Raw genomic sequence first — 23396 nt, 5'->3', positions numbered from 1 at the left:
GAAAAGACCATGACCTTGTTCATCCCGCGTATCGTGCCTCTCGCGGCGGCAGCCGTCCTCGCGCTGTCTTCGGCGTCGATCGCTTTCGCCGATGAAATCTTCACAACCGATGGCATTGCCATCAACGGCTACGACGTTGTCGCATATTTCACCGACCATAAGCCGGTAAAGGGCGCGCGAGAGTTCTCGACCTCTTACAAGGGCGCGACCTTCTATTTCGCGTCCGCTGCACATCGCGATGCCTTTGCAAAGAACCCGGGACACTATGCTCCGCAATATGGTGGATACTGTGCCTTCGGGACCGCCGAGGGGCACAAGGCGCCCACCCAGCCGCAAGCTTTCACCGTCGTCAATGACAAGCTCTATCTCAATTACAACGACGAGGTCGCAAAGACTTGGCGGTCCGATATTGGCGGTTACATCAAAAAGGCAAATGCCAATTGGGATGCTGTAAGGACCCAGCCTGCTCCATGACTGACGCGGTCACCAAGCATCGCTCGTCCGCGATCGCGGGCGGGCAGAACATCACCAATTTCAGGTCCCAAGCCATGATTGCTGCACCTCGTATTTCCCATGACCATCCGAACCGACTTCACGATTGTCAAAGATCGATTGTCACTGATCTTGACAACCTGATCGATCGGGCAACCGTTGCGGGCTGGAGCAGGCGGGAGGTCGTCATGGTCCGTGCCGACCTGTTGGATGCCGAACCAGAAGACGCAGGTGGCTTGCTTCGCACAATGGTCGACTAGTTGGCCAGCCGTCGCGCCGCGTGGCGTAGCGGCCTGGCGTTTTTAATGTTTCCACGTTCTGCGAGCAAAGCATGCGCTTCCCGACCTTTGTCTTCTTATTCATCTTTGCCGTCAGCCCGGTACTCGCGGCCGAGACGCCGCTTGCGATGAACGACGCATTCAAGTTTTCAGTGGATCGCACGTCGTCCGGATCGATCCGTCTGCTATGGCGGATGCCGCCAGGATATTATCTCTACCGACAATATCTCTCAGCCAAGACCGCAGGTGGCGCTTCTGTTCCGCTCGTAACTCCGCCCGGAGCGGAAAAGAATGACCCGAATTTCGGCACATCTGAGGTTTATTTCGATCACACCGATGCGGAGCTCGGTCCCGTGAGCTCGCCCGTGACTGTCACCTACCAGGGGTGCCAGGAGCATGGTCTCTGCTATCCTCCAGCTCGGCGCATCATCGATCCGACAACGCTTGCGGTTTCCGAACAGCCGGTCTTTTCACCACCGATGGGCGGACAATCAGCATGGTCCAATCCGACAACGGCTGACAGCGCTACTGATGCGCCAACCTCCGTGAATGCCAGATCGGCAGTGGCTGCGGCAAATGAGGACGATATCGTCGGTGGTTTCCTGTCGCGTGGGGGCGTCCCGCTTCTCCTTGCCGCTTTCGTTGGGTTTGGCTTTCTCTTGGCGTTTACCCCGTGTGTTTTCCCGCTTTATCCGATTTTGGCGGCCACACTCGCGCGCGAAGGAGAAAGGCTGACTGCGCAGCGCGGTTTCGTCCTGTCTGCAAGCTATGCAATCGCGCTCGCCTCGGCGTTTGCGATTTTTGGCGCGGCGGCTGCCTGGACGGGAGAGAACCTGCAGATCGCCCTTCAATCGCCGATAACGATCGCCGCCGTGGCGTGCATATTTGCTCTTCTGGCGTTGTCTATGTTCGGTATGTTCGAACTCCAACTGCCTTCGGCCTGGGTGAAGGGTCTCAGCCGGTTTGATAAGAAGCGAGGCGGCTCGGTTGGTTCGGCCGCGATACTCGGATTTTCCTCCGCCTTCATCATCGGTCCCTGCGTGACAGCGCCGCTCGCGGGTGCGTTACTGTATGTCGCTCGAACGGGAGATATCGTTCTCGGGGCGGCGACGCTCTTCGCCCTCGGTCTCGGCAAGGGCATCCCGCTGGTGATTTTCGGAACAGCTGGCGCTCAGGCTTTGCCGCGAGCTGGCGCTTGGATGACTTCGGTCAAGCATGTGTTCGGCTTCATGTTTTTCGCCTTTTCGATCTGGATGGCGCAACCCGTGTTGCCGCAATGGCTACCTCTTGCTCTCTGGGCTATCTGGACCATGGCGATCGCTGTTTTCTTGGGCGCATTTGACGTCGCGAAAGGCCGCACGACCCCAATTCGTATGGGCTTGCAGTCACTGGGGTTGCTTGCGGCCGTCTATGCGGTGGTGCTGCTTGTCGGCTTTGCTGCAGGTTCCGTCGATCCGCTACGTCCGCTTGATGGCTTCGCCGGCGTGCGTGCCGCCTCGCGGGCGGACCCAGAAGCCCAAATGTCGTCACTCGCATCGAACTCGCAGCTCGCCATCCAACTCAATGCAGCGCGTTCGGCTGGCAAGGCGAGCCTCGTCTATTTTACTGCCGATTGGTGTGTGAGCTGCCGCTCGATCGATCGCAATGTTTTCTCCAGGCCGGACGTCGCCGATGCGCTGACGCCGCTGAAGACATTCAAGGTCGATCTGACCGATATCAGTCCTGAACGGCGTGAGTTGATGCGCGAACTGAACGTCGTAGGGCCGCCGACAATGATCTTCTTTCCGGCCGATGGCGGACACACTGTCGGACGGTTGATTGGTGAGTTCGGCGCAGACGAAGTCTTGAAAGCAGCTTTGGCCGCAAGAGCCGATCCCTAGGCCCAAGACGGCATTATTCAAAAATAGGAAAACGATATGTTCATTCGCAGGCAATTTCTTTCTGTCGCCGCCGGGGGTGTCGTTGCTGCTGCTTTGGCTCCTCGGCTGAGCCTTGCCCAACAGTTGACGCAGGACGATGTTTTCCGCGATCCAGATGCTCCGGTTCTTGGCAACCCCCATGGCGACGTAACCATCGTCGAGTTTTTTGACTATCAATGCCCCTATTGCAAGAAAAGCTATCGAGACGTGGAATCGGTCGTTGCCGAAGATGGCAATGTCAGGTTGATCATGAAGGACTGGCCGGTCTTCGGCGACGTTTCCGTATTCGCGTCGCAGGCGGTTCTTGGCGCGAACGAGATCGGCGCCTACAGGAAAGCCATGGATGCATTGATGGCAACGCCCGCATCGCTCAGTGAAGATGACGTCAAAAGACTTCTGACGTCAGCTGGTCTTGATCTTTCCGAGATCGCTGAGGCCGTGCAGCGCAATGACAGGAAGATTTCAGATCTCCTTACCCGCAATTACAATCAGGCCCTGGCTTTTCATTTTGCCGGTACGCCGTCCTTTGTGATCGGAAAGAGCACTTTTTCGGGCGTGCTCGGGAAGGAGCAACTGATTGAAGCCATACGACAAGCGCGTGCCGTCTAGGAAATGGCTTCGCACTTGACCGCCGGTCTGGTGAGAGTGGGAAGGATCTCACCCACATCAGTCGCGTCTTCGCCATAAATGTTGGCGTCTGACAAGCTTTTGCCCATCGGAAGATCCGTCTCCACAGATGGGCTCTACCTTCTTCGAGAACCGGTGGAGGCAGCGTATCTATTCGTTTTCCCCTCGGACCTCGATCTCCTCGAGTTCCGCGAGAACATCGAGGCGGTCCTGGTCAACATGAGGGGGAGGTCGTCGGAACTGGACCGGCGTGGCGGACATTTTCAATGGGTTGCCGAGCAGCCTCACGTCACCGAGCCTATCGGCCCTCATGGTGACGACCATGTCACGGGCAAGCGTGTGCGGATCGCTCAGGACCTGACCGATATCGGCCACTTTTCCGGCAGGAACCTCTGCCGCAAGGATCTTCTCGACCCATCCGTCGGCGGTGCCGTGTGCGAGCGCGCTGGAGATCAACGCGTCAAGCGCATCGATATTGACAACCCGGTCGCGGTTACGGCGGAAACGCAAATCGTTAGATAGCTCCGGCCTGCCGATCGCTACGGCAAAACGCTGGAATTGCTGATCGTTCCCGACGGCCACGGCAATCTCTCCATCGGCCGTAGCAAACGTCTGATAAGGTGCAATGTTGGGATGCCGGTTGCCGATACGCCCTGGCACCCTGCCGGACACGAGGTGGTTGGTTCCGGCATTGATAAGCCATGCCACCTGCGTGTCATAGAGAGCGAGATCTATGTATTGCCCTTCGCCAGTGCTGTCGCGATGACGCAGGGCGGCAAGAATACCGACGGTCGCGTACATGCCGCACATGACGTCGGCGATCCCGAGACCAACTTTGACGGGACGGCCGCCGTTGGTATCGCTGTCGCCTGTGATGCTCATGATCCCGCCCATCGCCTGGATCAGAAAGTCATAACCTGTGCGATCGGCATAAGGCCCAGACTGGCCAAAGCCGGAAATCGCGCACCAGACGATATCCGGTTTAATCTTGCTGATATCCAGGTAGCCGAGGCCGCGGCGGGCGAGGTCCCCCGGCTTGTAATTTTCGATCACCACGTCGGATATCGCCGCCAACCGTTTGACGAGAGAGATCCCGTCCTCACTTGCAAGATCGATGGCGATCGATCGCTTGTTGCGGTTGGCAGAAAGAAAATAGGCGCTGAGATCACTGTCGCTGCCGTCGGCGTTCGGGACAAAAGGCGGACCCCAGCCACGCGTGTCGTCGCCGGCGCCCGGCCGCTCGACCTTGATGACATCCGCTCCGAGATCGGCGAGAAGCTGTGTCGCTGTCGGACCGGCGAGGATCCGTGAGAGATCGAGGATGCGAAGACCCTGGAGGCTGGCGGGTTTTTGATGATCGGACATCGATGCCTCACGATTTCCAGGGAGAGGACTTGAACCAGCGGACGAGATAGGCCGTACCGATCAGGGTCGCGAACCCGAACAGATTCCCGACGGCCTCTGCGGCGGTCGTGCGACCGGCGTGATCCAGTGCGATACCGATCGGCTGAGCGATCAGCATGCCCGTGATGAAAACCGCGAGCGATTGCTGACCGACGACGGTCAGGACCTGGACGACCCGTCCCCGCAGCCGCGATCCATTCTCGCCGACCAGATGGACGGCGATGTAACACAGTGCCATGAAATGGACGAAGCGCAGCGGGCCGAAGTCGGTTTTGTCGGTCAGCGGCGCGATCCGTGCGGCTGCCTGTTGGAAGAACGGATGGAGTTCCTGGAAGCGAACCCATGCAAAAGGTACAGTCAGGATAACGACAGCAATTGCGAGCGTCATCAGTCGGCGGTCATAGCCAGGCGCCGGCAGGACGCCTCGCATCAAGAAGAAACCGGTGAAGAATAAAAACTGCCAGCCGAACGGATTGAAGAACCATGGCCGATCCGACCACGGTTCAGCCGGCAGACGCGTCAGGCCGAATTGTGTAGCAACCCATAAGGCCGTCATCGGAAAAAACGGCAGATAGCGGCCGGCTATCGAACTGAAGATCATCAACGGCATCAGCGCCAGGATGACGATATACATCGGCAGGATATCGAAATAGTTCGGCACGTAGGTCAGCGTCAGCAAGCCGACCAGCAGGTGACCCGGATCCTTCATGAACGGCACGAGGTTCAGGCTGTCGACATAAGTGACGCCGTCATAGCGGGTTCCTGCTACCACCATGGCGGCTGCGACCACGATGAAGACCAGGATGTGTGCCCAAAAAATTTGCCATACGCGTTGAGCAACGCGCGCAATCAGCGCAATCGCGCCGTTGCGGTCATAGGTAGAGCCGAAAGCGATGGCGGAAGCCATGCCCGACTGGAAGACGAACATCTCTGTGGCGTCGGAGAAACCGAAGCGGGCGGGAATCCAGAGGGCCCATCCGTCACTCGGTATATGCGCAAGCAGGATGATGAGCATGCCGACGCCACGAAAGAAGTCGAGGCGCGGATCGCGAGGACGCTTCACTTTTTGTCCGGCTGGCGTTACCGCCGACGTGGCATCAGAAAGCGCCATCATAGGCGCTGGCATCAAACCTGCAGGCGATGAGGCTGAAGCTCTTGCGTCTGCCGGCAGCCTCAAGTTCGTTACGGAAGTCATAGATCGTCTCCACATTCACGCCGTAGCCACCGAACCCAAACGCTACGGTGGCAAAATCTGTCTCACCGAGGGTGACCCCCGCTGGCGCTAGGCCGGCGGATGCCTGTTTCATGGCGATCAGTGCGAGGCTGCGATCCTGGAACAGGACGATCGCCAGCGGGAGGCCGAGATCCCGAACGGTCGCAAGTTCGCCAATACCCATCTCCAGACCACCATCACCCATGACCGCAAACACCCGCCGCGAACGGTCGGCGACCTTTGCGCCGATCGCCAGCGGTAAAGCCGCGTTCATCGTGCAGAACCCGGCCGACTGCAGGAGGGAGAGCGGTGTTGCCGCGCGCCATTTTTGCGAGAGCAGAATACGGTGGGCGCCGCTGTCGACCGTAACAAGGCCATCTGTCCCCGCCGCTTCATTCAGGTGGTCGACAATGGCGTGCGGGCCCCACGCATGCCTGGTTGAAAAGACGCGATCAAGCTCGGCTTTCGCTTCAGCCGGTTCACCGCCGGCCCAGGCTTTGCGCTCCACCAGCGAACCATTGAGCGCTTGTAATATGCTGCGAGGTTCGGCAGAGATCCACGTTCCAGCATGATGCATCCCGTGGTCGCGGGGGGCTTTGGAAATATCGATGAGCTTCGTCTGGTCGGCCACGAAATCGAGCCAGCCGAGCCGCATCTCGATTGGATCATAGCCGAAGGCGAGCACCAGATCCGCCCTCTCGAACAAGGGAAGCAGGACGTGGTCGGCAAGCGGCGACAGGCCGGCGCTACCAAGGGACAGCGGGTGGTCTTCGGGAATGATGCCCTTCGCCTTATAGGTCGTAATGAGGGGCGCTCCAATCGTCTCGGCCAGGTGTTGCAGAGACGGCCCCGCGTTGCTGCGTACCGCCTCCAGGCCAGCGATGATCAACGGCCGGTCGGCCGTACGGAGGCGTTCCGAGAGAGCGCGAACAGCCGGATCCGTCACTGAAGCACTTGCTGCAAACCGCTTCGGAGGGATGGCTACAGAGACATTCGGAGCGATCATTGCTGCAACCGAGGGCGAAAGATCCAGATGCACCGGGCCCATCGGCTCCGCCGTTGCGATCGCGACAGCGCGTGCGACGGTGGAAGCAACGCTTTCAGGTTCGACTTCGAAAGAGGCCTTGACCAGCGGACGCAGGAGCTGGGCATGGTCGATCACCTGATGAGTATAGCGTGCCCGGGTGGCGCGATCGACGACACCGGAAATGACAATCAGCGGAACACGTTCCTGAAGCGCATCGGCAATGCCGTTGACTGCGTTTGCAAGTCCGGGACCGACGGTCGTCACCAGCAGTTCGGGATTGCCGCTGATGGTGCTGGCACCGGCTGCCATGATAGCGGCTGATGTTTCGTGACGTGTCAGGTTAAAAGCGATGCCGGTGGCCTGCAGAGCGTCCATCAGAGTGACGACCTCTCCGCCCGGCACGCCGAAGGCGTGGCGAACCTGATGTCCATGCAGTGTCAGTGCAACGATATCCGCGACGCGTGTGGGGTTTTCTGTTTCAGACATTGCAAACAGCCATTTCGATTGGAGGATGCTTTCGGTCAGAGGCCTGTCCGGTGGATGGTAAGACCGGACAGGCCTCCTCTGCGACACTTGTCAACGTTCCGTCAGGCGGACGACGGACGCGACGACGGTGCCGAACAGTATATGGCCGATCAGTGAGGCCCAGGTCAGCGTGATGAAGCCGAGAAATGCAGGCAATCCGGCGAAGAGATGAGCCATCACATAAAGTGCAAACACCCAGAGGCCCGTACCGAATCCGATACCCGTCAGAAGCACCGGCAGTCTCGGAAAAATCAATCTCTGCAGTGGACGAGCGATGAACAGATAGCCGATCGGGTATAAGATGATGCCGACGACGGCGTGAATCAATTCTGCCAGCAGCAGGTTGTTGAAGCCGAAGACCGATTGCACCAGTGCAGCGGGTTCGAGCGGTCCGCCGACCCAAAGCGGCGTGATGATGCGGGCCCAGATCTCCCAGGTGATATCGGCGGCAAGTCCCGACAATACGATTGTTCGGGCGAGGGTCGGTTGGATGTCGGGGAAGACATTCGCCTTCTGCATTCCCATCATGGACATTGAAGTTCTCCTTATTCCACAGATGATCTCAGGCCGACAGGCGCATGCCGACGGAGCGTTCGATCGATTTGAAAAGCTGGTCGTCGGCCTTCAGCCGCTGGCGGATCTGGCCGATTCGATAGACCGCGGCACCATCGCCGCCCGCACCCACCGCCTTTGCCAGGGCCAGGACGAAAAAGTCACGCTGGGCATTGCTGCCGCCGATCTTGGGCAGATTGGCGACCATCCGGTCGATCATCCTTTGATCGGCAGGCGCGTCGAGACCGGCCAGCACGCGCGCCATCGGAACGCCGATCTCGGCTGCGATATGGGCCTGATCGTCGAAGCCGAGCGCCTTGGCGTCAATCTGAGCCACAAGTTCGGCGACGCCCTCGAGGTCGCCAACCGCTACCAGCGCAGCCAGGTTATGAAGTGCCGCAAAAATGAGCGTCGTGTCACTCGTGCGCCGGCGGGCAATCTCCGCAACATCCGCCCAGCGATTCCCGACATGCACACCCGATTGCTCAAGGCGCCATAGGAGGGAAATCGCATTGGCCATATCGCGAAAGTCATCTGTCTGTTGCGGACGGACTTCGTCGTCGTAGAGTGCCAGTACACGGTCGTGGTCTCCGCGCTCGAGGTGTAGCAAGCCAAGATGCCAGGCCATGTGAAACGAGAAATTGTTGCAGCGCGACCAGCTCTTGCGGCTGCCTTCGAGCCAGTCGATCCCTTGCTTCGCGTCGCCCTTCATCTCGAAGACGTGGGAGACGGCATGCAATCCCCAGGCATCGTCAGGCTGCAGCGCAACGGCGCGTTGGCCGATCCGCAATGCTTCGCCATAGCGCCCGTGTTCTTCCAGCGAGAACGCATGGCAGCCAAGGACAAACCCTGCCGCATTGCTTGCCGTATCGATATGCCGCGCGGCGCGCGCACTCGCAGCGAGCATACCGGCAGCATCGCCGACCATGAACCGCAGCGCATGGGCGAGCTTGAAAGGAAGGAAGGTCGCAGGGCGGTCTTCGAAGCCGGCATCCAGAATACGGGCGGCCTGTGCGAAAAGGCCAGCCTCCGCCGCCTCAAGCGCTGCAATCAGGATGCGCTCATCGGTCGTTCCACCGTTGTTCTTCAGCAGCGCGGTCCGTGCGTCGCCCAAGGCACCAGCGGCAACCGTCGTAAGTTCGGAGCGGGCTAGGATCAGGTTTGCAAATCCCTTCAGCGCATGACCGGCGACATGGTGCGGATCGGCCGCAAGCGTCGCCTGAAGTGCCGCACCGGTGTTGGGCCTGTGCGCCGCAATTCCGAACACGGCGCTTTCAAACGCGCGCTGTGCTTCCATGCTGTCCGTGCTGGTTACAAGGTCGTATGCATCGCGTCTCATGCTATTCTCCTTCAGGAGGGCCTTTCAGTTCGGATTGGGAAAACCAGAAGCTCAGGTCCGACAAGGGCCTTTACGGTGGTGGGGCCGGGTTCGTTACATCGGCCGACACTTTTTTCGCTACCGCAGCAAATCACCTTCGGATTCAATGACGCTGGAAAAATTTTAAAACATCCGTAACAAAATGAATGTCTAGTTCGTATAAATGCGGTTATGATTTCCGATCGGTAGAGCGAAAAGGGGCACGCCAATGGGAGAAGCATCAAGAAACAAGTTTGTCGTGATGGTGACCGGTGCCGCCGGCAATCTCGGCGGCGCGGTTGTTGCGGAGTTCCTTGATACCGGTGCAAAGGTGGCAGCTGTCGAACGACATTTGCTTGATCAAGATAGGCGAGCAAGTTGGCAGAAGGGCGAAATCCTGGACCTTGAGGGTATCGACCTCACGGACCTCTCCGCCTGTCAGGACGCTGTTCGGCGGACGCTTGATGCCTTTGGCCGCCTCGATGCGCTCGTCAACACGGTTGGCGGCTTCCAGACCGGACCGGTCGAGGAGCAGGGCCTCGACCAATGGGACCACATGTTCCAGATGAATGCTCGGACCGCCTACGCAATCAGTGCCGCAGCTCTGAAGCCCATGCAGGACGCAGGTTACGGCCGTATCGTCCACATCGCGGCCGCACCCGGGTTGAAGGCGGGTGCCAGCCAGGCAGCGTACGCCGCGTCGAAGAGTGCCGTCATCCGCCTCACGGAGGCAATCGCCGCGGAAAACCGTGATCGGCGCATCACCGCAAATTGCATCCTGCCTGGCACGATCGACACGCCACAAAATCGAGCGGCGATGCCGAACGCAAAGACAGACGCCTGGGTTCAACCGGCCGATATTGCCAAGCTTATTGGTTTTCTTGTCTCGCCAGCAGGCGGCATCGTCACAGGCGCGGCGATCCCGGCAATGGGACGCGTGTGAGGGACTATGCTCAATTCATCCGATCCGATTGCTGCAGCGCTGTCGCTATGGGCCGGGGTCGGGCTTGTCGTCGCTGCTGCGTTTCTGCTTTACGGCTTCGACAAGGTCGATCCGGGCGCTCATGATGCCTATGCGGTGAGGCCCCTTCTCATTCCCGGCCTCGTTCTCCTTTGGCCGCTCGTCATCTGGCGTTGGCTGAGCCTCGTGAGGGGAGGACGGTAAGATGCAGCGTCGCCATCGTCGCGCCCATGCCGCGATCTGGGCTGGACTTGCAGTGGCTCTACCACTGTTTCTTGCCATCATCTTTGCAAGTGCGCCGAAACTGCCGGCCGACGCGCCGGCAATCCGTCTCGACGGCAAGGTTGCGGGCGGAGGGCAGCCATGAGCGTGTCCTACAAGCCAGTCATCTGGAACCGGACCAAAATGATCTACGATGGCGTGCTGCTCGCCGGCATCGTGATCTACATCCTAACTTTCCTGAAGGCCGGCCCGTTGCTTTCACTAGCGCTGCGCGATATCGATCTCCCGACGCAGAGGATGCGCGCTTTCGGTTCGCTGGCGCTGCTGATGCTTACAATCGTGCTGGCGATCGGGCCGCTCGCCCGCATCGATACGCGCTTCATTCCGCTGCTTTACAACAGGCGCCACTTCGGCGTGATGACGGCGATCGTTGCGGCAACGCACGCCTATTACGTTTTCGGCTGGTATTTTTCCTACAGCCCAACCCCGCAACTGACGGCGCTCTTTACAAGTAATACTAGTTTTACAAGCATCGTCGGCTTTCCGTTCGAGCTGTTTGGCGTCTTCGCGCTCGTCGTTTTGGCTGTTCTCGCGGCCACCAGCCATGACTTCTGGCTTTCCTTTCTGACGCCGCCCATATGGAAGGCCATCCACATGAGCGTCTATTTCGCTTATGCCGCAATCGTCTGCCATGTGGCGCTCGGCGCGCTGCTCGATCGTCACGATCTTGCCCTCGGCTTGCTACTGATTGGCGGCTTGGCGCTGCTTTGCACGCTACATCTGATCGCCGGGCGCCGAGAGACGGCAGCAGATGCGGCCGCCTCCGCCAAGGCGCCGGAGGAGCCCTGGATCATCGTTGGCGATCTTTCCGAGATCGCCGAGGGCAGGGCGATCATTGGCGCTTCTCCCGGCGGTGAACGGATCGCGGTCTTTCGCTCAAAGGGCAGTTTGTCCGCCGTATCGAATGTCTGCTCGCACCAAAACGGGCCGATCGGCGAGGGCAAGGTCATTGCCGGTTTCATCACATGTCCATGGCACGGCTATCAGTATCGGCTTGAGGATGGCTGTTCACCGCCGCCGTTCCGGGAGCGTATCCGCAAATATCGTGTGCAAATGCAGGGTTCGAGCGTCCTCGTCGATCCTGAGCCCCTGCCGCTTGGAACGAAGATGGAGCCGTTTCGTATTCCCGCGGAGTTGCTTGCCGCGGTTGCTGGCTCAGCCAAGTTAGGTGGACAGTGATGCTAGGACCTAGGGAACGAGGATTTTTCGTCGGGTACTTCAAGAAGGTGCCGTCCGATGTGCGAGCGCTGATGATCGGCTTCATGGTATTCTTTCTCGCCGGCATGGCATCAGCATCGGTGTTTTTGTCTCTTAATACCGAAAGTCCCGGCGCGGGAAGCTATGCCGACGAGCTACACGGCGAGCACTTGACTGGCACGATGGAGGTCGAACCTTATCCGATATTGCGCGTGCCTGGAAATGGTACGACACCTGCGCGCGCCATTATGCTGGCAGGGTCCGGCAAATTTGGCGTCGATGACCGAGCGTTGCCACTTGCGGGCAAAGCGGCAAGGGTTGGCGGCATCTTCGTCAAGCGCGGAGATCTCGAAATGCTTCTCGTGGGCGGGGGAGATGAATTGAAGGCCGCTGACCCGCAAAGTCCCGCAGCGCCTGCGATTTCGGCCCCGCAGGATCTCGGACGATGGCGGCTGACCGGCGAGATCTGTGACGGGAAATGCGGAGGCGGGGCAATGAAGCCCGGAACGGGCCTCGCGCACAAGGCCTGCGCCAATCTTTGCATTTCCGGCGGCGTTCCGCCGGTCTTCGTCTCCACCGCACCGGTCGACGGCCGTGTTTTCTTCATGCTCGCGTCGAAAGATGGTGGCCCTATGCCGGCAGGGCTACTCGACAAGACGAGTGTACCGGTTGTGCTTGAAGGTCGCGTCGAGCGTCGGGACGATCTCTTCATCTTCAGAGTCGATCGCTTTGCGAACGGAACGGGCGCATGACGGTGCCTGTCCAGGGCATGTGGCGTCATCTGTTTGGCCTTTTGGTGGCTGCCATCGCCATCGCCGTCATCGTGCTCATCTGGGAGTATGCGCTCGAGTATCTCGACGGGACACCATTCGAGGAATTGCGATACGCAATCTTCGGCGCCGTGGTGATTGGACTTCTTTCGGGCCTGAACGCCCTCATGACGAAGCTGATGTGAGCCTCCAAAAGGATCAGTATGACTGTTCCATTGCCGAGCGATGTGAGATGCAACCCGATTGCGTGACATTCCCGCCGAACATCTATCACGCTTGCGGTGTCCTGCCATTATGCTCTCCACCGAACGTGAGACGTCCGATTATCTGGTCGAGGTGACGTGAAAATGCGCGTTGGCCCATGCCGACATATACTCTGATGAGATGCCGCGCCACCGGCTTTCCAACCATCCGCACCTTAATGAAGCCGGTTCTATGGAACTGTCGGTCAAAGCCATGGATCGGCCGACGCCCATTTGTCGATGAGAAGGGACAGTTCGACTCCGTTGTGATGGCATAGACGGAATACGACGAACCCTGGCCCGCCGCGGGTCGCGTTGGCCCACCGACTGTAGAATTGGGATTCTTGGCTTTGAGTTACCCAAAAACGCGATGTGCTGTAACGTTTTGCGCTGTGGCGGCGAATATGGGATGTCCCATCTTTCGTCGCTCACTGGCAAACGAAAGATCTTCAAGAGGACTTTCCGAAACGCAAATCTGGAATACGCCCATGAAAACAACAGCCGACGAGACGAGACGAGATATTGACGAGGACATCATCCGCGAGCGGGCTTATCTGCTGTGGCTTGAGGATGGACAGCCGGAAGGACGAGCCGACGAGCATTGGCACAAGGCGCGTGCCGATGCGCTTGGATCGATTTCCAAAACCGATCCCATTACGACCGGGGCGGATGCAACGAACTAGTAATTCTTTCGGGGGACAGTTTCCCTGACCCCCGAATTGACATGGGACCACCATGGCCTCAACGATCTCATCGATCTTCGAAACCAGCGAAGGCAGGCGCCTGCGCGAAATAGCGACCGGCGTCGGCTGGCGCCGGTGGGGCCCCTATCTCGCGGAGCGGCAGTGGGGCACCGTCCGGGAAGACTATAGCGCCAATGGTGATGCGTGGAACGCGCTGACCTTTGATCATGCACGTAGCCGCGCCTATCGCTGGGGCGAAGACGGAATCGCCGGCTTTTGTGACCAGAGCATGCGATGGTGCCTCGGATTGGCGATGTGGAACGGCCAGGATAAGGTTCTCAAGGAGCGGCTGTTCGGTCTCAGCAACGAACAGGGCAATCATGGGGAGGACGTCAAGGAAGTCTATCACTATCTCGACGCGACCCCGACACATTCCTATCAGAAGATGGTCTATCGCTACCCCCAAGGGGCGTTTCCCTATGAGGAACTGATCCGAGTCAACGGACAGCGTTCCAGGTGGGACGCGGAGTATGAACTCGGCGACACCGGTATTTTTGCCGATGGGCGCTTTTTTGACGTCACGGTCGAGTACGCCAAGGCATCACCGGATGACATCTTGATGCGGGTATCGGTCAAGAATGCTGCACCACACGCCGCACGTATCCACGTCTTGCCGCATGTCTGGGCGAGAAACACATGGTCGTGGAAACCGGGCAGCGAACGGCCGATCCTCAAGGCGACCGCATCCGGGGACGTGCTGGCGTGTCGGGCAGGCAAGAAGACGTGGCGCTGGAGCAGCGACAGTACCGCGGAGTTGCTGTTTTGTGAAAACGAAACAAACGCGCCTCTTTTGTTCGGTTCGGCGGGTCTGGGCCTATTCAAGGATGGCATCAACGACTACGTCGTCAACGCAACGAAGACCGCCGTCAGCGTCGATGGGCTCGGGACGAAAGCAGCGGCTCATATTATTCTCGACCTGCCACCTCTTGGAAGTCGCGAGATCCGGATGCGCTGGCGCCCGGACGGCGTTGCAAGCGAACCTTTCGAAGACTTCAATGCGATCTTCAACCAGCGTATCGTGGAGGCAAATGAATTTTACGAGGTCGTTCAGGTAGGTATCCGTGATGCGGATGCGCGCGGAATCCATCGGCAGGCGCTCGCAGGCATGCTGTGGTCAAAGCAGGTTTACTATTTTGACGTCCCGATCTGGCTGGCGGGGGATCCGGCTCAGCCAACGCCGCCAATCCAGCGGCTGAAGGGCCGAAATGCCGACTGGCGCCATCTCAACAATGCCGATGTCATTTCCATGCCAGATACATGGGAATATCCTTGGTATGCGGCCTGGGACCTTGCATTCCACTGCGTATCTCTCGCTCTTGTCGATCCGGGTTTTGCGAAAGACCAGCTGGTTCTTTTTACTCGCGAATGGTTCATGCATCCGAACGGGCAGCTTCCTGCCTATGAATGGGAGTTCGGTGACGTCAATCCGCCGGTTCATGCGTGGGCAGCTTTGAAGGTCTATCAGGCGGATCGCAGCCTTACCGGTATTGCTGATACGGCTTTTCTCAAAAGAATATTTCACAAGCTGATGCTGAACTTTACTTGGTGGGTCAATCGCAAGGACAGTGGGGGCCGGAATATCTTTCAGGGAGGCTTTCTCGGCCTCGACAACATCAGCCCGTTCAATCGCTCGGAGATCCTGCCGGACGGTGCCTCGATCGACCAGGCGGATGGCACCGCCTGGATGGCAATGTATGCGCTCAACCTGATGCGCATTGCACTTGAATTGTCGATGACAGATCCGGTGTATGAGGATGTCGCGACAAAGTTCTTCGAGCATTTCCTCTCGATCGCCGGCGCAATGGCTGACGTGGCAGGCAGCGGGCAAAGCCTCTGGCACGAGGCCGACGGCTTCTTCTACGACACTTTGCATACGAGAGGGGGCGAAATCCAGGCGATCCCAGTGAGGTCGATGGTTGGCCTGATCCCCATCTTTGCAGTCGAGGTTCTCGATCAGGCAATGCTCGACAAGGTTCCGGAATTTTCAAAACGTCTGCGTTGGCTTCTGCAGCATCGACCACAGCTTGCAAACCTTGTTCCCAAGTGGACCGAACCTGGATCCGGGGAACGCGCCCTCCTTTCGTTGCTGCATGGCGATCGCTTGAGAGATTTGCTTCGCCGAATGCTCGATCCGGAGGAATTTCTATCGGATTTTGGCGTGCGATCCATGTCGAAGGCCCATCTTAAGGCTCCTTGCGATCTCGTATTTGCCGGTATGCGCTTCGACGCGACCTATACGCCCGGAGAGTCCCTGACCGGACTTTTCGGAGGCAATTCGAATTGGAGGGGACCGATCTGGATGCCGGTCAATTTTTTGCTGATCGACTCCTTGCAAAAGCTTCACACCTACTTCGGCGACGACTACCGTGTGGAATGCCCTGTCGGTTCGGGTGTGATGCTCAGTCTTGCCGGCGTCGCCGACGAGCTGAGTCGGCGCCTGCAACGGCTCTTCATTGCAGACGCCAAAGGACGCCGCGCCTCGCTGACGTCGGATTCGGTGATTGACGACAATCTGTTGTTCCACGAATACTTCCACGGCGATACCGGCAAGGGCCTTGGCGCCGCACATCAGACGGGCTGGACTGCGCTTATCGCGAACCTCATCCAGCGGTAATGTCACCTTAGACCGTGTGAGCGACCGCATATCGCGAAGTCGTTTTGGCCGCCGCCTTGTTATAGCCGGTCGTCAACGGAGCCAAATCGTTATCAGATCGGGCACCCCTGCTCGAGGGGGAATCCCGGGAGGCCATGGCTTCGTCTTCACGTGCTGGGAATCAATATTGGTCTTGGCGATTTCGTTGAGATAATTCGTCCAGATTCAAAGCGACATGAAGGAGGATTTCGATAATCTCGCCATCACTGTAGCCGGCGCCACGTCTATGCAGAGAGGTCCTCGACATGGCCGCGCTCGCGTGCCACCTCAGTGGCAAAGCGCCCCGCCGTATCGGTGCCGGGATGGTTCGAAGCACCATTTGGGTTGGCAGCGTTTTCGGCTTCGTCGAGCTTGGCAAGGTTCTTGCCGAGGTAGTGATGGGCTGAAAGGCAATAGTCGTACCCTTGATCTGCGCGACGACAAGCGCGATGCGTTCGTGGGTCGGTTCTGCAAGCTTGCTCTTGGCCAGCGTGTTAGAGAGGTTCAGATATCCTTCGGGAGCGGCCGGATAGGCGCAATTCACGGAGCTAATCTCTTGATAATTCAGAGAATGGGATTGTGATTCGAAATCATGAAGGCGTGTGCGGACGGCGGAGCGACGATCCGGGCGCAGGGAAGGCGACGAATTCCGATTATTTCTGCGAGCGACTGTAACGAAACTAGTTCTGCCAGCGAAGACGCACGAGGATCGATCTAGTCGCTCGGGGACATTTGATGACGGCAGAACATTTGCAACAGGACTTCTCAAAGGCGCGTGAATTCCTGAATGAAGCTATGAAATTCCACGCCTCCGGCGATCTCGAACCTGCGGAGCAGTATTATGTCGAAGTGTTGAAGCAAAGCTACCGGATCCCGGACATCTTACCATTGCTTGCGGGGGTGGTAGGCGCGCGTGGAAAGTACGAGGCCGCGATTGCATATTGGAGCGACCTGTTGCGGATTCGTCCCGACCACCCGGTCGCGCTTCTCGAAAAAGGCGCTCTTCACCTGAAAGTGGGGCAGGCGGCTGAGGCAGTGAGCTGTTTTGAAGCTGCAACGCTGGGCTCCCCGGATAATATGCTCGCACTCAACAATCTCGCGGTCGCGCTTACCCAAGCCAATCGCCAACATGATGCTCTGGAGAAGTTCCGCGCCCTGGTGCAACATCAACCGAGCAACGTCTTGGCGCAACACCAGCTTCGTCGCTTGACGTCCCGCATCGTGCCGTTCTGGCATATTCCGATGCTGAACGATGCTCCCCGGAACGATGCGTTCGAAGCGGCTATTGCCAAAGCGATCGCCGATCGGGGGCCGGATGCGCAAATTCTTGATATCGGGACCGGCAGTGGGCTGCTGTCGATGATGGCGGCGAGAGCAGGGGCAAAGCATGTCGTCACCTGTGAGGTTGTCCCGATTATCGCCGAAACGGCCAGAAAAGTTGTAGAGCAAAATGGCCTTTCCGATCGCGTCGTCGTGGTCAACAAAAGTTCTTCCGAACTTGTTGTCGGCACGGATATGGACTGCCGGGCCGACATCCTCGTATCGGAAATCCTGTCGAGTGATCTTCTCGCAGAGGATGTTGTCGAGACCTTCGAGGACGCACATAAGCGGTTGATCAACGCGGATGCGATTATCATTCCGCGAGGCGCGACCGCGGTCGGTTGCCTCGTGGAAAGCGAGATTTTAAGCAAATACGCATTTGTCGACGAAGTTTCTGGCTTTGACGTCTCCGCTTTTTCATCGCTCGCGCCGAATAAGCTTCCAATCCACGGAACGATGACCGAATGGAAGCGTCTGTCGCACGATATTGATTTGCAGACCATCGACCTAACCGTCCCGATTCACGCCGGGGAATATCGCGTCATCGACATTCCCGTCACATCGAACGGAATGGCCGCCGGCATCGTGCAATGGCTGAAGATCGATCTTGCAGAAGGAATCGAATTCACCAACCATCCAGACGACTATTCAGACGGTGGATGGCTGCAGGTCCTGCATCCATTTCCAGCGCCGATCTCAGTCGTGCAGGGGACGACATTCAAGGTCGTTGTCGGTCATGACCGTAACAGCCTGATCGTGATGGCGGCGCCGCTACTGGCTGATAGCGTTTCAAACTCATTTTCGTGAGAGGGAAATCGGTGCGACAAGGGATCAAGGCATTCGTCTTCGACGCATATGGTACGCTTTACGACATCAGATCGGTTGAGCAAACGGTAGAGGCCGCGTTTCCGGGCTACGGGAGCCTAATCACCGCCGTCTGGCGAATGAAACAGCTGGAATACACATGGCTCACGTCGATGATGGGCAAGTACGAGGACTTCTGGGTTCTGACGAAGCGTGCTCTCGACTATACGCTTCGTTCGCTCCATCTGGACGCGACGGCACATCGTGTCGAGTGCATAGCCGCTGCCTATTTCCACCTGCGGCCTTATGATGACGCGCGACATTGTCTCGATGGGCTGATTTCGCACAAGCGCGCAATATTGTCGAACGGTAGTCCCGCGATGCTTGCCGAACTTGTAAAATTCTCCGGGTTCGATCAGTGTTTCGATCGCGTGCTAAGCGTCGACACCAAACAAGCGTTCAAGCCGGCTCCAGACGCCTATGGCTTGGTCGGTGAGACGTTCGGCGTAAGGCCCAACGAGGTCGTCTTCGTGTCTTCGAACGGCTTCGATATTTGCGGGGCGAAGAGTTTTGGGTTCACGGTTATTCGTGTCGCGCGTTCGGGAGATCGCGACAAGGCCATGCGCCGGCGGGTCGACGAGCGCGCTCTATTCGACCTTCTGCGCGGTCGGGCCGAGACCTTGAATTACACTGCGGATTTAACCGTGCGCTCGCTGGCGGAAATTCCGCACATCTTTGAAAGCCCGGGGGCATGACGCCTAATGTATCTCTATGTGAAAGCGGTTCATGTCTTTGCCGTCGTTCTCCTCATCAGCGGAATGCTTGCCATGGCATTTGCACTGCGGATCCTCGCGATCATGCCGGGCGACATGGCCGCCCGGCGATTCGGCGAATACCTTCTGCGGTGGGACGGCCTGGTAACGACGCCGGCACTCGCGGTGGTTTGGATGGCAGGTTTGACGATGGCATTCGGTGCGGGTTGGACCGGTTCATCCTGGCTCTTGCTCAAGTTGGTTCCCGCTGCGTTTCTAACCGGCATGCACCTTTTCCAAGGATCGGCCTTGAAGCGGTTTCTCCAGAGCCGACGATCAATCGCGCTCTACCGGAGGGCGCCAATTGCAATCCTTCTGGCCTTTGCGGTGGTCGACTGGCTAGCGATCGCCAAGCCCTTTTGATGAGGCAGCCGACCGCGCGGTGGCGAAGATAGATCGAACGCGGCGCATAAAGAGTGACAAACACAGGAGACGCAAATGATCCGCTTTTATTTTCATCCCACACCCAATCCCGCTAAAGTCGCGCTCTTTCTTGAAGAGGCGGGGCTGGCTTACGAGACGGTGCCCGTCGATACCAGCAAGGGAGAGCAGCATCAGCCGGCGTTTCGGTCGATCAATCCCAACGGCAAGGTGCCGGCGATTATCGATACAGACGGACCTAGTGGCAATGAGACCCGGGTTTTTGATTCGACGGCAATCCTTGTTTACCTCGCTGAGAAGACCGGTCAGTTTTTGGGTTCGCCGGAAGACCGGCCAGAACTGCTCTCCTGGCTGATGTTTCTAGCGACTGGCCTCGGGCCCTTTTCCGGTCAGGCGGTGCATTTCCAGCATTCTGCACCAGAAGGGCTCGACTATGCGGTCAACCGTTATCGGCGTGAGGCGGAACGCCACTATCAGGTGTTGAATGACCATCTGGAAGGACGGTCCTTTTTGGTCGGTAGTGGATATACGATTGCCGACATGTCGGCTTGGGGATGGCTGGACCGGGCGTCGAGGGTGCTTAAGGGGACGGAAGATCCTTTTGCGACATATCCGAACCTGAAACGCCTCTTTAGCACAGTCGACGCGCGTCCAGCGGTCGCTCGCGCTCGCGCGGTGGGAAAGGATCATGCATTCAAGCGGATAAACGACGAGGAAACGAGAAGAGCTCTCTTTCCGTCGAATTATCCGCCCACAGTATAAGCGACGCGGGGATTGCCGGATCGGAAACTGAGGATTTAGCCTTGCCGACATGCGCGCCAGATCGTCAGAAGGTCACGATCACGGTGGAGGAGCTGCTTGCAATCGCCTCCAATGTCGACACGAAGTCTGAGATAAAGCTGGAGGCACCCGCTCCTAGCGAGCCATGATACTCCCACCAAGTCGCCCGGCCGGTCGCTCGCTCTTTTTCTGTTCCGGCGGCCGGCCTTTCAAGTGTGTCTGGTCACTCCGTCAGTCAGTGATCGCCGACAGGATCGGGCCACCTTCGGGGCGCTGTACGAGTACCGCGGTTTTCAATCTCGCGACCTTGTTGGGCAGGGAGAATGAGGTCTTGCTGCCGTCCCATGTGCCCAACCGATCCAGTCGACGGACCACATGCGTATGCTGCAATGTTGCTCCCTCGTTTTCTCCTCGCGCGATCGGCACGGCCTCGACCTGGGGATCATATCGCACCAGCCAGACGTCGGCATTTGCGTGTTCAGCGCCCGCACCGATTTCGATGTGATCTCCGCTGAACGCCAGAGCCGGGCCTTTCAGAGGAGCTGCTTGGGCAAGAAGTTTTTCAACTTCGGACAGATCATTTCCGACCACCGTGGACGCACCGTTGACGACCATCTGCGGCGTAAAAGGACCGGCTTGTTTCAAGGCGGGCTCGTAGGCGACTTGACGCTCGGTAAATTCAGGTCTCCCGTAAGTATCTTTCCATCCGAGATAGTCCCAGTAGGTTACCGAGAAGCTCAAAGCGAGCACATCCTTCCGGTTGCTCATCTTGATCAGGTTGGCGTTTGCTGGAGGACAAGACGAACAGCCCTGGCTGGTGAAGAGTTCGACGACTTTCGGCTGCAAGTCAGCCGCCGCAACCGGAGTTGCCGCAACGGCCGTTAACAAGGACATGAGGATCGATCCGCCGATCCTGCCGGGTTTATCCATGGTGATGCTCCTAACCGAGGCCGCACCAGGCAATCCGGGCGGTCTAAAGGGAGTTCGCTCGAGCCAGCGATAAAGTTACAGCGTCACATCTTCGTGATCCGTCAAATCGCGATGACAAAACAGTGATTGGCTCCATCGTAACGACTGGGCAACCGCCTGCGTATGTGTTGGGTCATCACAATTTTCTATGGGAGAGACCATGATTCCGTTCCGATCCATCGTTCTGGGCACGACGACAGCGATCTGTGCCGCGTTGGCCATGCCAGCCTTCGCCGAACCAGTCTCCTTCAATGCGAAGGATGGTGTGAAAATATATGGCGAATTCCAGCGCCCCGAGGGTAAGCCGAGGGCTACCATTCTGCTGTTCCATATGGCAGGGTCCAACAGACAGGAGTATGCACCCCTGGCGCCTGTTCTCAATAGGGCGGGGTTCGCCACGCTTGCGATCGACCAGCGCTCTGGTGGCGATCTTTGGGGCAGTGTCAATCAGACCGCAGCCAAAACAAAGGCTGGCGCCGGATACGCGGACGCTTTGCCGGATCTGGAGGCAGCCATAGCCTATGGCAATGCGCAACATTCCGGTCCCATTGCTCTCTGGGGATCAAGTTATTCCTCGGCATTGGTGTTCGTCGCTGCTGCAAGGCATCCCGAGGTAAAGGCATTGCTTGCATTTTCGCCGGGCGAATACATATCGGGCTATTCCATCGAGAAAGAAGCCGCAAAGCTCTCCATTCCGGTTTTCATCACGTCCGCGCCGGACAATGATGAGATTTTAAGCGCGAAAGCGCTGGCGCGGGCTGTACCGGATCATAGAGCGGTTCAATATGTTCCGCACAACGGCGTCCACGGATCATCGACGCTTAGGATCGACAAAGATCCACAGGGTGCCTCCGAAAACTGGAAGCATGTGATGGCCTTTCTCGATGGTGCCTTCCCGCGTCGTTGATCGACCCCGCGTCCCCACGATACCAAGCCGGGCGGGCACCCGGCTTCGCCGCGAGCGTCTCAGCCGGGTAACCGGTCGGCAAGGACTTGAGGCTGCCTGATGTCGAGCGGACCTTCGAATAGGTCGTCATACTTTGCCATGAGGGCAGCTGCGATCTGCCCGTTGAGATGTGCCTGGCGTCCCTCTTCGGCTTCGAAAGCGTCGAATATACCGAATGTCGAGGCGTCAAAGCGAACCGCAAACCACGCAACGGTCAGCGGCTCCTGCTGAAGGAGCGCCTGCACGCCTTTCAGAAACGCGGCGACCTCCTCTTCCTTTCCAGCTTTAGCCTTCAGCTGCACAAACAGAGCTACTTTGGTCATGGTCGTCTCCTCTTCTAGAGTGCAAAGTGGTCGCTGACCGCCTCTTCGAGCGCGGGTTTCATCGTCATAAAGCGTTCATCGATTGTCGCCGGATAGTCGCGATTGGCGGCAATCATCTTTGCGCGCGCTTCCCCTCCGCGGATCACCTCGAAGACGTTTGCCTCGATGCCATCGATCAGGGCATCGGCGACGGCGCTCGCCGGTTCTCGCGTGAAGCCAAGCTCCGACGCGGCTCTGGAGGTTCTCATCATCGGCGTATCGGTTGCGCCGGGATAGAGTGTCAGAACGTGGATCCCTTCGCCTTTCAATTCTCGCCGTAAAGCCTCGCCGAATCTTGAGAGCCCCGCTTTCGCGGCGGCATAGGCCGTATAGAACGGCGCGCCCACCAGAGCGATTCCGGAAGTCACATTGACGACAAGTCCATCGCCTGACGCACGCAAATGCGGAAGAGCGGCCTGCGTCAGCAGGATCGGCGCGACGAGATCAACCTCGACCATCGTCCTTATTTCCTCCTCGGCCATGTTTTCCAGACGCCCGGCCCGAACGCCGCCGGCGTTGTTCACCAGCACATCAAGTCCGTCGAGGATTTCCGTTGCCTCCTGCAGGGTCAGAGCCCGACCTTGTCGCGTCGCTGCATCCGCCACGAACCCTGTAGCGGGCAAACCGCCCGTTTGGAGGCTCCCGACCGCTTCCGCCAGCCGCTTCCCATTGCGGCCCGTGACAACAACCCTCGCGCCTTTTGCCAGCATGGCCCGCGCGATCGCCAAGCCGATGCCACTCGAGCCACCCGTGATCAGAACACGCTTTCCTTCGAGATTCATGCTCTTCGTCTCGTTCCCT

General features: G+C 58.4%; 26 protein-coding genes. 17 read left to right on the top strand and 9 right to left on the bottom strand.

Annotated elements, in window-relative coordinates:
* Positions 1-9 precede the first annotated feature (9 nt).
* From HGP12_RS16760 to HGP12_RS16745, 4 genes are all read left to right on the top strand, one after another.
* Entirely contained in the window at positions 10-474 is a 465-nt protein-coding gene (locus tag HGP12_RS16760; RefSeq protein ID WP_168879339.1) for a YHS domain-containing (seleno)protein, read from the top strand.
* The gene (locus HGP12_RS16755; RefSeq protein ID WP_168879338.1) at positions 471-752 is read left to right on the top strand and encodes a hypothetical protein; all 282 of its coding nucleotides are present in this window, start codon (positions 471-473) and stop codon (positions 750-752) included. The genes HGP12_RS16760 and HGP12_RS16755 overlap by 4 nt, the downstream gene beginning before the upstream one ends.
* Before the next feature lie 71 nt (positions 753-823).
* Positions 824-2650 carry a protein-disulfide reductase DsbD gene (dsbD, locus tag HGP12_RS16750; RefSeq protein WP_168879337.1) on the top strand — a complete coding sequence of 609 codons (1827 nt, stop codon included), beginning with the start codon at positions 824-826 and terminating at the stop codon, positions 2648-2650.
* Between the two features lie 36 nt (positions 2651-2686).
* Complete coding sequence (locus tag HGP12_RS16745) at positions 2687-3298, top strand: DsbA family protein (RefSeq protein WP_168879336.1); 612 nt, start codon at positions 2687-2689, stop codon at positions 3296-3298.
* Between the two features lie 168 nt (positions 3299-3466).
* On the opposite strand, the gene HGP12_RS16740 is transcribed toward HGP12_RS16745, so the two are convergent.
* The 5 genes from HGP12_RS16740 to HGP12_RS16720 all read right to left on the bottom strand — a co-directional run bounded on the left by HGP12_RS16740 (position 3467) and on the right by HGP12_RS16720 (position 9376).
* Positions 3467-4681, bottom strand: a complete 1215-nt coding sequence (locus tag HGP12_RS16740) for a CaiB/BaiF CoA-transferase family protein (protein WP_168879335.1) — start codon at positions 4679-4681, stop codon at positions 3467-3469.
* Between the two features lie 7 nt (positions 4682-4688).
* Positions 4689-5846, bottom strand: a complete 1158-nt coding sequence (locus HGP12_RS16735) for an OpgC domain-containing protein (RefSeq protein ID WP_168879334.1) — start codon at positions 5844-5846, stop codon at positions 4689-4691.
* A complete protein-coding gene (locus HGP12_RS16730) occupies positions 5818-7446 on the bottom strand; it encodes a thiamine pyrophosphate-binding protein (protein WP_168879333.1) in 1629 nt (542 codons plus the stop codon). Before HGP12_RS16730 ends, HGP12_RS16735 begins: the two co-directional genes overlap by 29 nt.
* A gap of 90 nt (positions 7447-7536) precedes the next feature.
* Entirely contained in the window at positions 7537-8019 is a 483-nt protein-coding gene (locus HGP12_RS16725; protein WP_168879332.1) for a hypothetical protein, read from the bottom strand.
* A 28-nt stretch (positions 8020-8047) separates the two neighbouring features.
* Positions 8048-9376 carry a tetratricopeptide repeat protein gene (locus HGP12_RS16720; RefSeq protein WP_168879331.1) on the bottom strand — a complete coding sequence of 443 codons (1329 nt, stop codon included), beginning with the start codon at positions 9374-9376 and terminating at the stop codon, positions 8048-8050.
* Between the two features lie 247 nt (positions 9377-9623).
* On the opposite strand from HGP12_RS16720, the gene HGP12_RS16715 reads away from it, so the two are divergent.
* The 8 genes from HGP12_RS16715 to HGP12_RS16680 all read left to right on the top strand — a co-directional run bounded on the left by HGP12_RS16715 (position 9624) and on the right by HGP12_RS16680 (position 16203).
* The gene (locus tag HGP12_RS16715; RefSeq protein WP_246703435.1) at positions 9624-10337 is read left to right on the top strand and encodes an SDR family NAD(P)-dependent oxidoreductase; all 714 of its coding nucleotides are present in this window, start codon (positions 9624-9626) and stop codon (positions 10335-10337) included.
* A gap of 6 nt (positions 10338-10343) precedes the next feature.
* Positions 10344-10559, top strand: a complete 216-nt coding sequence (locus tag HGP12_RS16710) for a hypothetical protein (RefSeq protein WP_168879330.1) — start codon at positions 10344-10346, stop codon at positions 10557-10559.
* A gap of 1 nt (position 10560) precedes the next feature.
* Positions 10561-10722 carry a hypothetical protein gene (locus HGP12_RS16705; RefSeq protein WP_168841563.1) on the top strand — a complete coding sequence of 54 codons (162 nt, stop codon included), beginning with the start codon at positions 10561-10563 and terminating at the stop codon, positions 10720-10722.
* Entirely contained in the window at positions 10719-11816 is a 1098-nt protein-coding gene (locus HGP12_RS16700; protein WP_168879329.1) for a Rieske (2Fe-2S) protein, read from the top strand. The genes HGP12_RS16705 and HGP12_RS16700 overlap by 4 nt, the downstream gene beginning before the upstream one ends.
* A complete protein-coding gene (locus tag HGP12_RS16695) occupies positions 11816-12586 on the top strand; it encodes a hypothetical protein (RefSeq protein ID WP_168879328.1) in 771 nt (256 codons plus the stop codon). The genes HGP12_RS16700 and HGP12_RS16695 overlap by 1 nt, the downstream gene beginning before the upstream one ends.
* Positions 12583-12789, top strand: coding sequence for a hypothetical protein (locus HGP12_RS16690; RefSeq protein WP_168879327.1), 207 nt, complete (start codon positions 12583-12585; stop codon positions 12787-12789). The genes HGP12_RS16695 and HGP12_RS16690 overlap by 4 nt, the downstream gene beginning before the upstream one ends.
* A gap of 545 nt (positions 12790-13334) precedes the next feature.
* Complete coding sequence (locus HGP12_RS16685; RefSeq protein WP_168879326.1) at positions 13335-13529, top strand: DUF2934 domain-containing protein; 195 nt, start codon at positions 13335-13337, stop codon at positions 13527-13529.
* Positions 13530-13581: 52 nt separating this feature from the next.
* Complete coding sequence (locus HGP12_RS16680) at positions 13582-16203, top strand: MGH1-like glycoside hydrolase domain-containing protein (RefSeq protein ID WP_168879325.1); 2622 nt, start codon at positions 13582-13584, stop codon at positions 16201-16203.
* Between the two features lie 160 nt (positions 16204-16363).
* Here the strand turns inward: HGP12_RS16680 and HGP12_RS16675 are convergent, their stop codons facing one another.
* On the bottom strand, positions 16364-16765 hold the full coding sequence (locus tag HGP12_RS16675; protein WP_168879324.1) for a hypothetical protein: 402 nt from the start codon (positions 16763-16765) through the stop codon (positions 16364-16366).
* A 191-nt stretch (positions 16766-16956) separates the two neighbouring features.
* Between HGP12_RS16675 and HGP12_RS16670 the strand changes: the two genes are divergently transcribed.
* The 4 genes from HGP12_RS16670 (at position 16957) to HGP12_RS16655 (ending at position 20300) form a co-directional block, all read left to right on the top strand.
* Positions 16957-18348, top strand: a complete 1392-nt coding sequence (locus HGP12_RS16670) for a 50S ribosomal protein L11 methyltransferase (RefSeq protein WP_168879323.1) — start codon at positions 16957-16959, stop codon at positions 18346-18348.
* Positions 18349-18359: 11 nt separating this feature from the next.
* On the top strand, positions 18360-19100 hold the full coding sequence (locus tag HGP12_RS16665) for a haloacid dehalogenase type II (protein ID WP_312862909.1): 741 nt from the start codon (positions 18360-18362) through the stop codon (positions 19098-19100).
* Between the two features lie 6 nt (positions 19101-19106).
* Positions 19107-19520 (top strand): CopD family protein, encoded by a 414-nt coding sequence (locus HGP12_RS16660; RefSeq protein ID WP_168879322.1) that lies wholly within the window; start codon positions 19107-19109, stop codon positions 19518-19520.
* A gap of 75 nt (positions 19521-19595) precedes the next feature.
* Positions 19596-20300 carry a glutathione S-transferase family protein gene (locus HGP12_RS16655; RefSeq protein ID WP_168879321.1) on the top strand — a complete coding sequence of 235 codons (705 nt, stop codon included), beginning with the start codon at positions 19596-19598 and terminating at the stop codon, positions 20298-20300.
* Positions 20301-20549: 249 nt separating this feature from the next.
* Here HGP12_RS16655 and HGP12_RS16650 read toward each other — a convergent pair whose 3' ends face one another.
* A complete protein-coding gene (locus HGP12_RS16650; RefSeq protein ID WP_168879320.1) occupies positions 20550-21248 on the bottom strand; it encodes a thioredoxin family protein in 699 nt (232 codons plus the stop codon).
* Positions 21249-21447: 199 nt separating this feature from the next.
* Here HGP12_RS16650 and HGP12_RS16645 point away from each other — a divergent pair, with 199 nt between their 5' ends.
* On the top strand, positions 21448-22194 hold the full coding sequence (locus HGP12_RS16645; protein ID WP_205926492.1) for an alpha/beta hydrolase: 747 nt from the start codon (positions 21448-21450) through the stop codon (positions 22192-22194).
* Positions 22195-22253: 59 nt separating this feature from the next.
* Here the strand turns inward: HGP12_RS16645 and HGP12_RS16640 are convergent, their stop codons facing one another.
* Together HGP12_RS16640 and HGP12_RS16635 are read right to left on the bottom strand one after the other, a co-directional pair.
* The gene (locus HGP12_RS16640; protein ID WP_168879319.1) at positions 22254-22556 is read right to left on the bottom strand and encodes a putative quinol monooxygenase; all 303 of its coding nucleotides are present in this window, start codon (positions 22554-22556) and stop codon (positions 22254-22256) included.
* Positions 22557-22570: 14 nt separating this feature from the next.
* Positions 22571-23377, bottom strand: a complete 807-nt coding sequence (locus HGP12_RS16635) for an SDR family NAD(P)-dependent oxidoreductase (protein ID WP_168879318.1) — start codon at positions 23375-23377, stop codon at positions 22571-22573.
* Positions 23378-23396 lie beyond the last annotated feature (19 nt).

Origin of the sequence: Rhizobium sp. P28RR-XV, assembly GCF_012641385.1 — a bacterium.
GTDB lineage: Bacteria > Pseudomonadota > Alphaproteobacteria > Rhizobiales > Rhizobiaceae > Rhizobium.
This window is presented reverse-complemented; position numbering and strand designations above follow the sequence as displayed.

Coding starts and splice junctions, on each gene's coding strand:
- HGP12_RS16760 (WP_168879339.1), top strand. CDS start 10: ATGACCTTGTTCATCCCGCGTATCGTGCCTCTCGCGGCGGCAGCCGTC.
- HGP12_RS16755 (WP_168879338.1), top strand. CDS start 471: ATGACTGACGCGGTCACCAAGCATCGCTCGTCCGCGATCGCGGGCGGG.
- dsbD (WP_168879337.1), top strand. CDS start 824: ATGCGCTTCCCGACCTTTGTCTTCTTATTCATCTTTGCCGTCAGCCCG.
- HGP12_RS16745 (WP_168879336.1), top strand. CDS start 2,687: ATGTTCATTCGCAGGCAATTTCTTTCTGTCGCCGCCGGGGGTGTCGTT.
- HGP12_RS16740 (WP_168879335.1), bottom strand. CDS start 4,681: ATGTCCGATCATCAAAAACCCGCCAGCCTCCAGGGTCTTCGCATCCTC.
- HGP12_RS16735 (WP_168879334.1), bottom strand. CDS start 5,846: ATGCCAGCGCCTATGATGGCGCTTTCTGATGCCACGTCGGCGGTAACG.
- HGP12_RS16730 (WP_168879333.1), bottom strand. CDS start 7,446: ATGTCTGAAACAGAAAACCCCACACGCGTCGCGGATATCGTTGCACTG.
- HGP12_RS16725 (WP_168879332.1), bottom strand. CDS start 8,019: ATGTCCATGATGGGAATGCAGAAGGCGAATGTCTTCCCCGACATCCAA.
- HGP12_RS16720 (WP_168879331.1), bottom strand. CDS start 9,376: ATGAGACGCGATGCATACGACCTTGTAACCAGCACGGACAGCATGGAA.
- HGP12_RS16715 (WP_246703435.1), top strand. CDS start 9,624: ATGGGAGAAGCATCAAGAAACAAGTTTGTCGTGATGGTGACCGGTGCC.
- HGP12_RS16710 (WP_168879330.1), top strand. CDS start 10,344: ATGCTCAATTCATCCGATCCGATTGCTGCAGCGCTGTCGCTATGGGCC.
- HGP12_RS16705 (WP_168841563.1), top strand. CDS start 10,561: ATGCAGCGTCGCCATCGTCGCGCCCATGCCGCGATCTGGGCTGGACTT.
- HGP12_RS16700 (WP_168879329.1), top strand. CDS start 10,719: ATGAGCGTGTCCTACAAGCCAGTCATCTGGAACCGGACCAAAATGATC.
- HGP12_RS16695 (WP_168879328.1), top strand. CDS start 11,816: ATGCTAGGACCTAGGGAACGAGGATTTTTCGTCGGGTACTTCAAGAAG.
- HGP12_RS16690 (WP_168879327.1), top strand. CDS start 12,583: ATGACGGTGCCTGTCCAGGGCATGTGGCGTCATCTGTTTGGCCTTTTG.
- HGP12_RS16685 (WP_168879326.1), top strand. CDS start 13,335: ATGAAAACAACAGCCGACGAGACGAGACGAGATATTGACGAGGACATC.
- HGP12_RS16680 (WP_168879325.1), top strand. CDS start 13,582: ATGGCCTCAACGATCTCATCGATCTTCGAAACCAGCGAAGGCAGGCGC.
- HGP12_RS16670 (WP_168879323.1), top strand. CDS start 16,957: ATGACGGCAGAACATTTGCAACAGGACTTCTCAAAGGCGCGTGAATTC.
- HGP12_RS16660 (WP_168879322.1), top strand. CDS start 19,107: ATGTATCTCTATGTGAAAGCGGTTCATGTCTTTGCCGTCGTTCTCCTC.
- HGP12_RS16655 (WP_168879321.1), top strand. CDS start 19,596: ATGATCCGCTTTTATTTTCATCCCACACCCAATCCCGCTAAAGTCGCG.
- HGP12_RS16650 (WP_168879320.1), bottom strand. CDS start 21,248: ATGGATAAACCCGGCAGGATCGGCGGATCGATCCTCATGTCCTTGTTA.
- HGP12_RS16645 (WP_205926492.1), top strand. CDS start 21,448: ATGATTCCGTTCCGATCCATCGTTCTGGGCACGACGACAGCGATCTGT.
- HGP12_RS16640 (WP_168879319.1), bottom strand. CDS start 22,556: ATGACCAAAGTAGCTCTGTTTGTGCAGCTGAAGGCTAAAGCTGGAAAG.
- HGP12_RS16635 (WP_168879318.1), bottom strand. CDS start 23,377: ATGAATCTCGAAGGAAAGCGTGTTCTGATCACGGGTGGCTCGAGTGGC.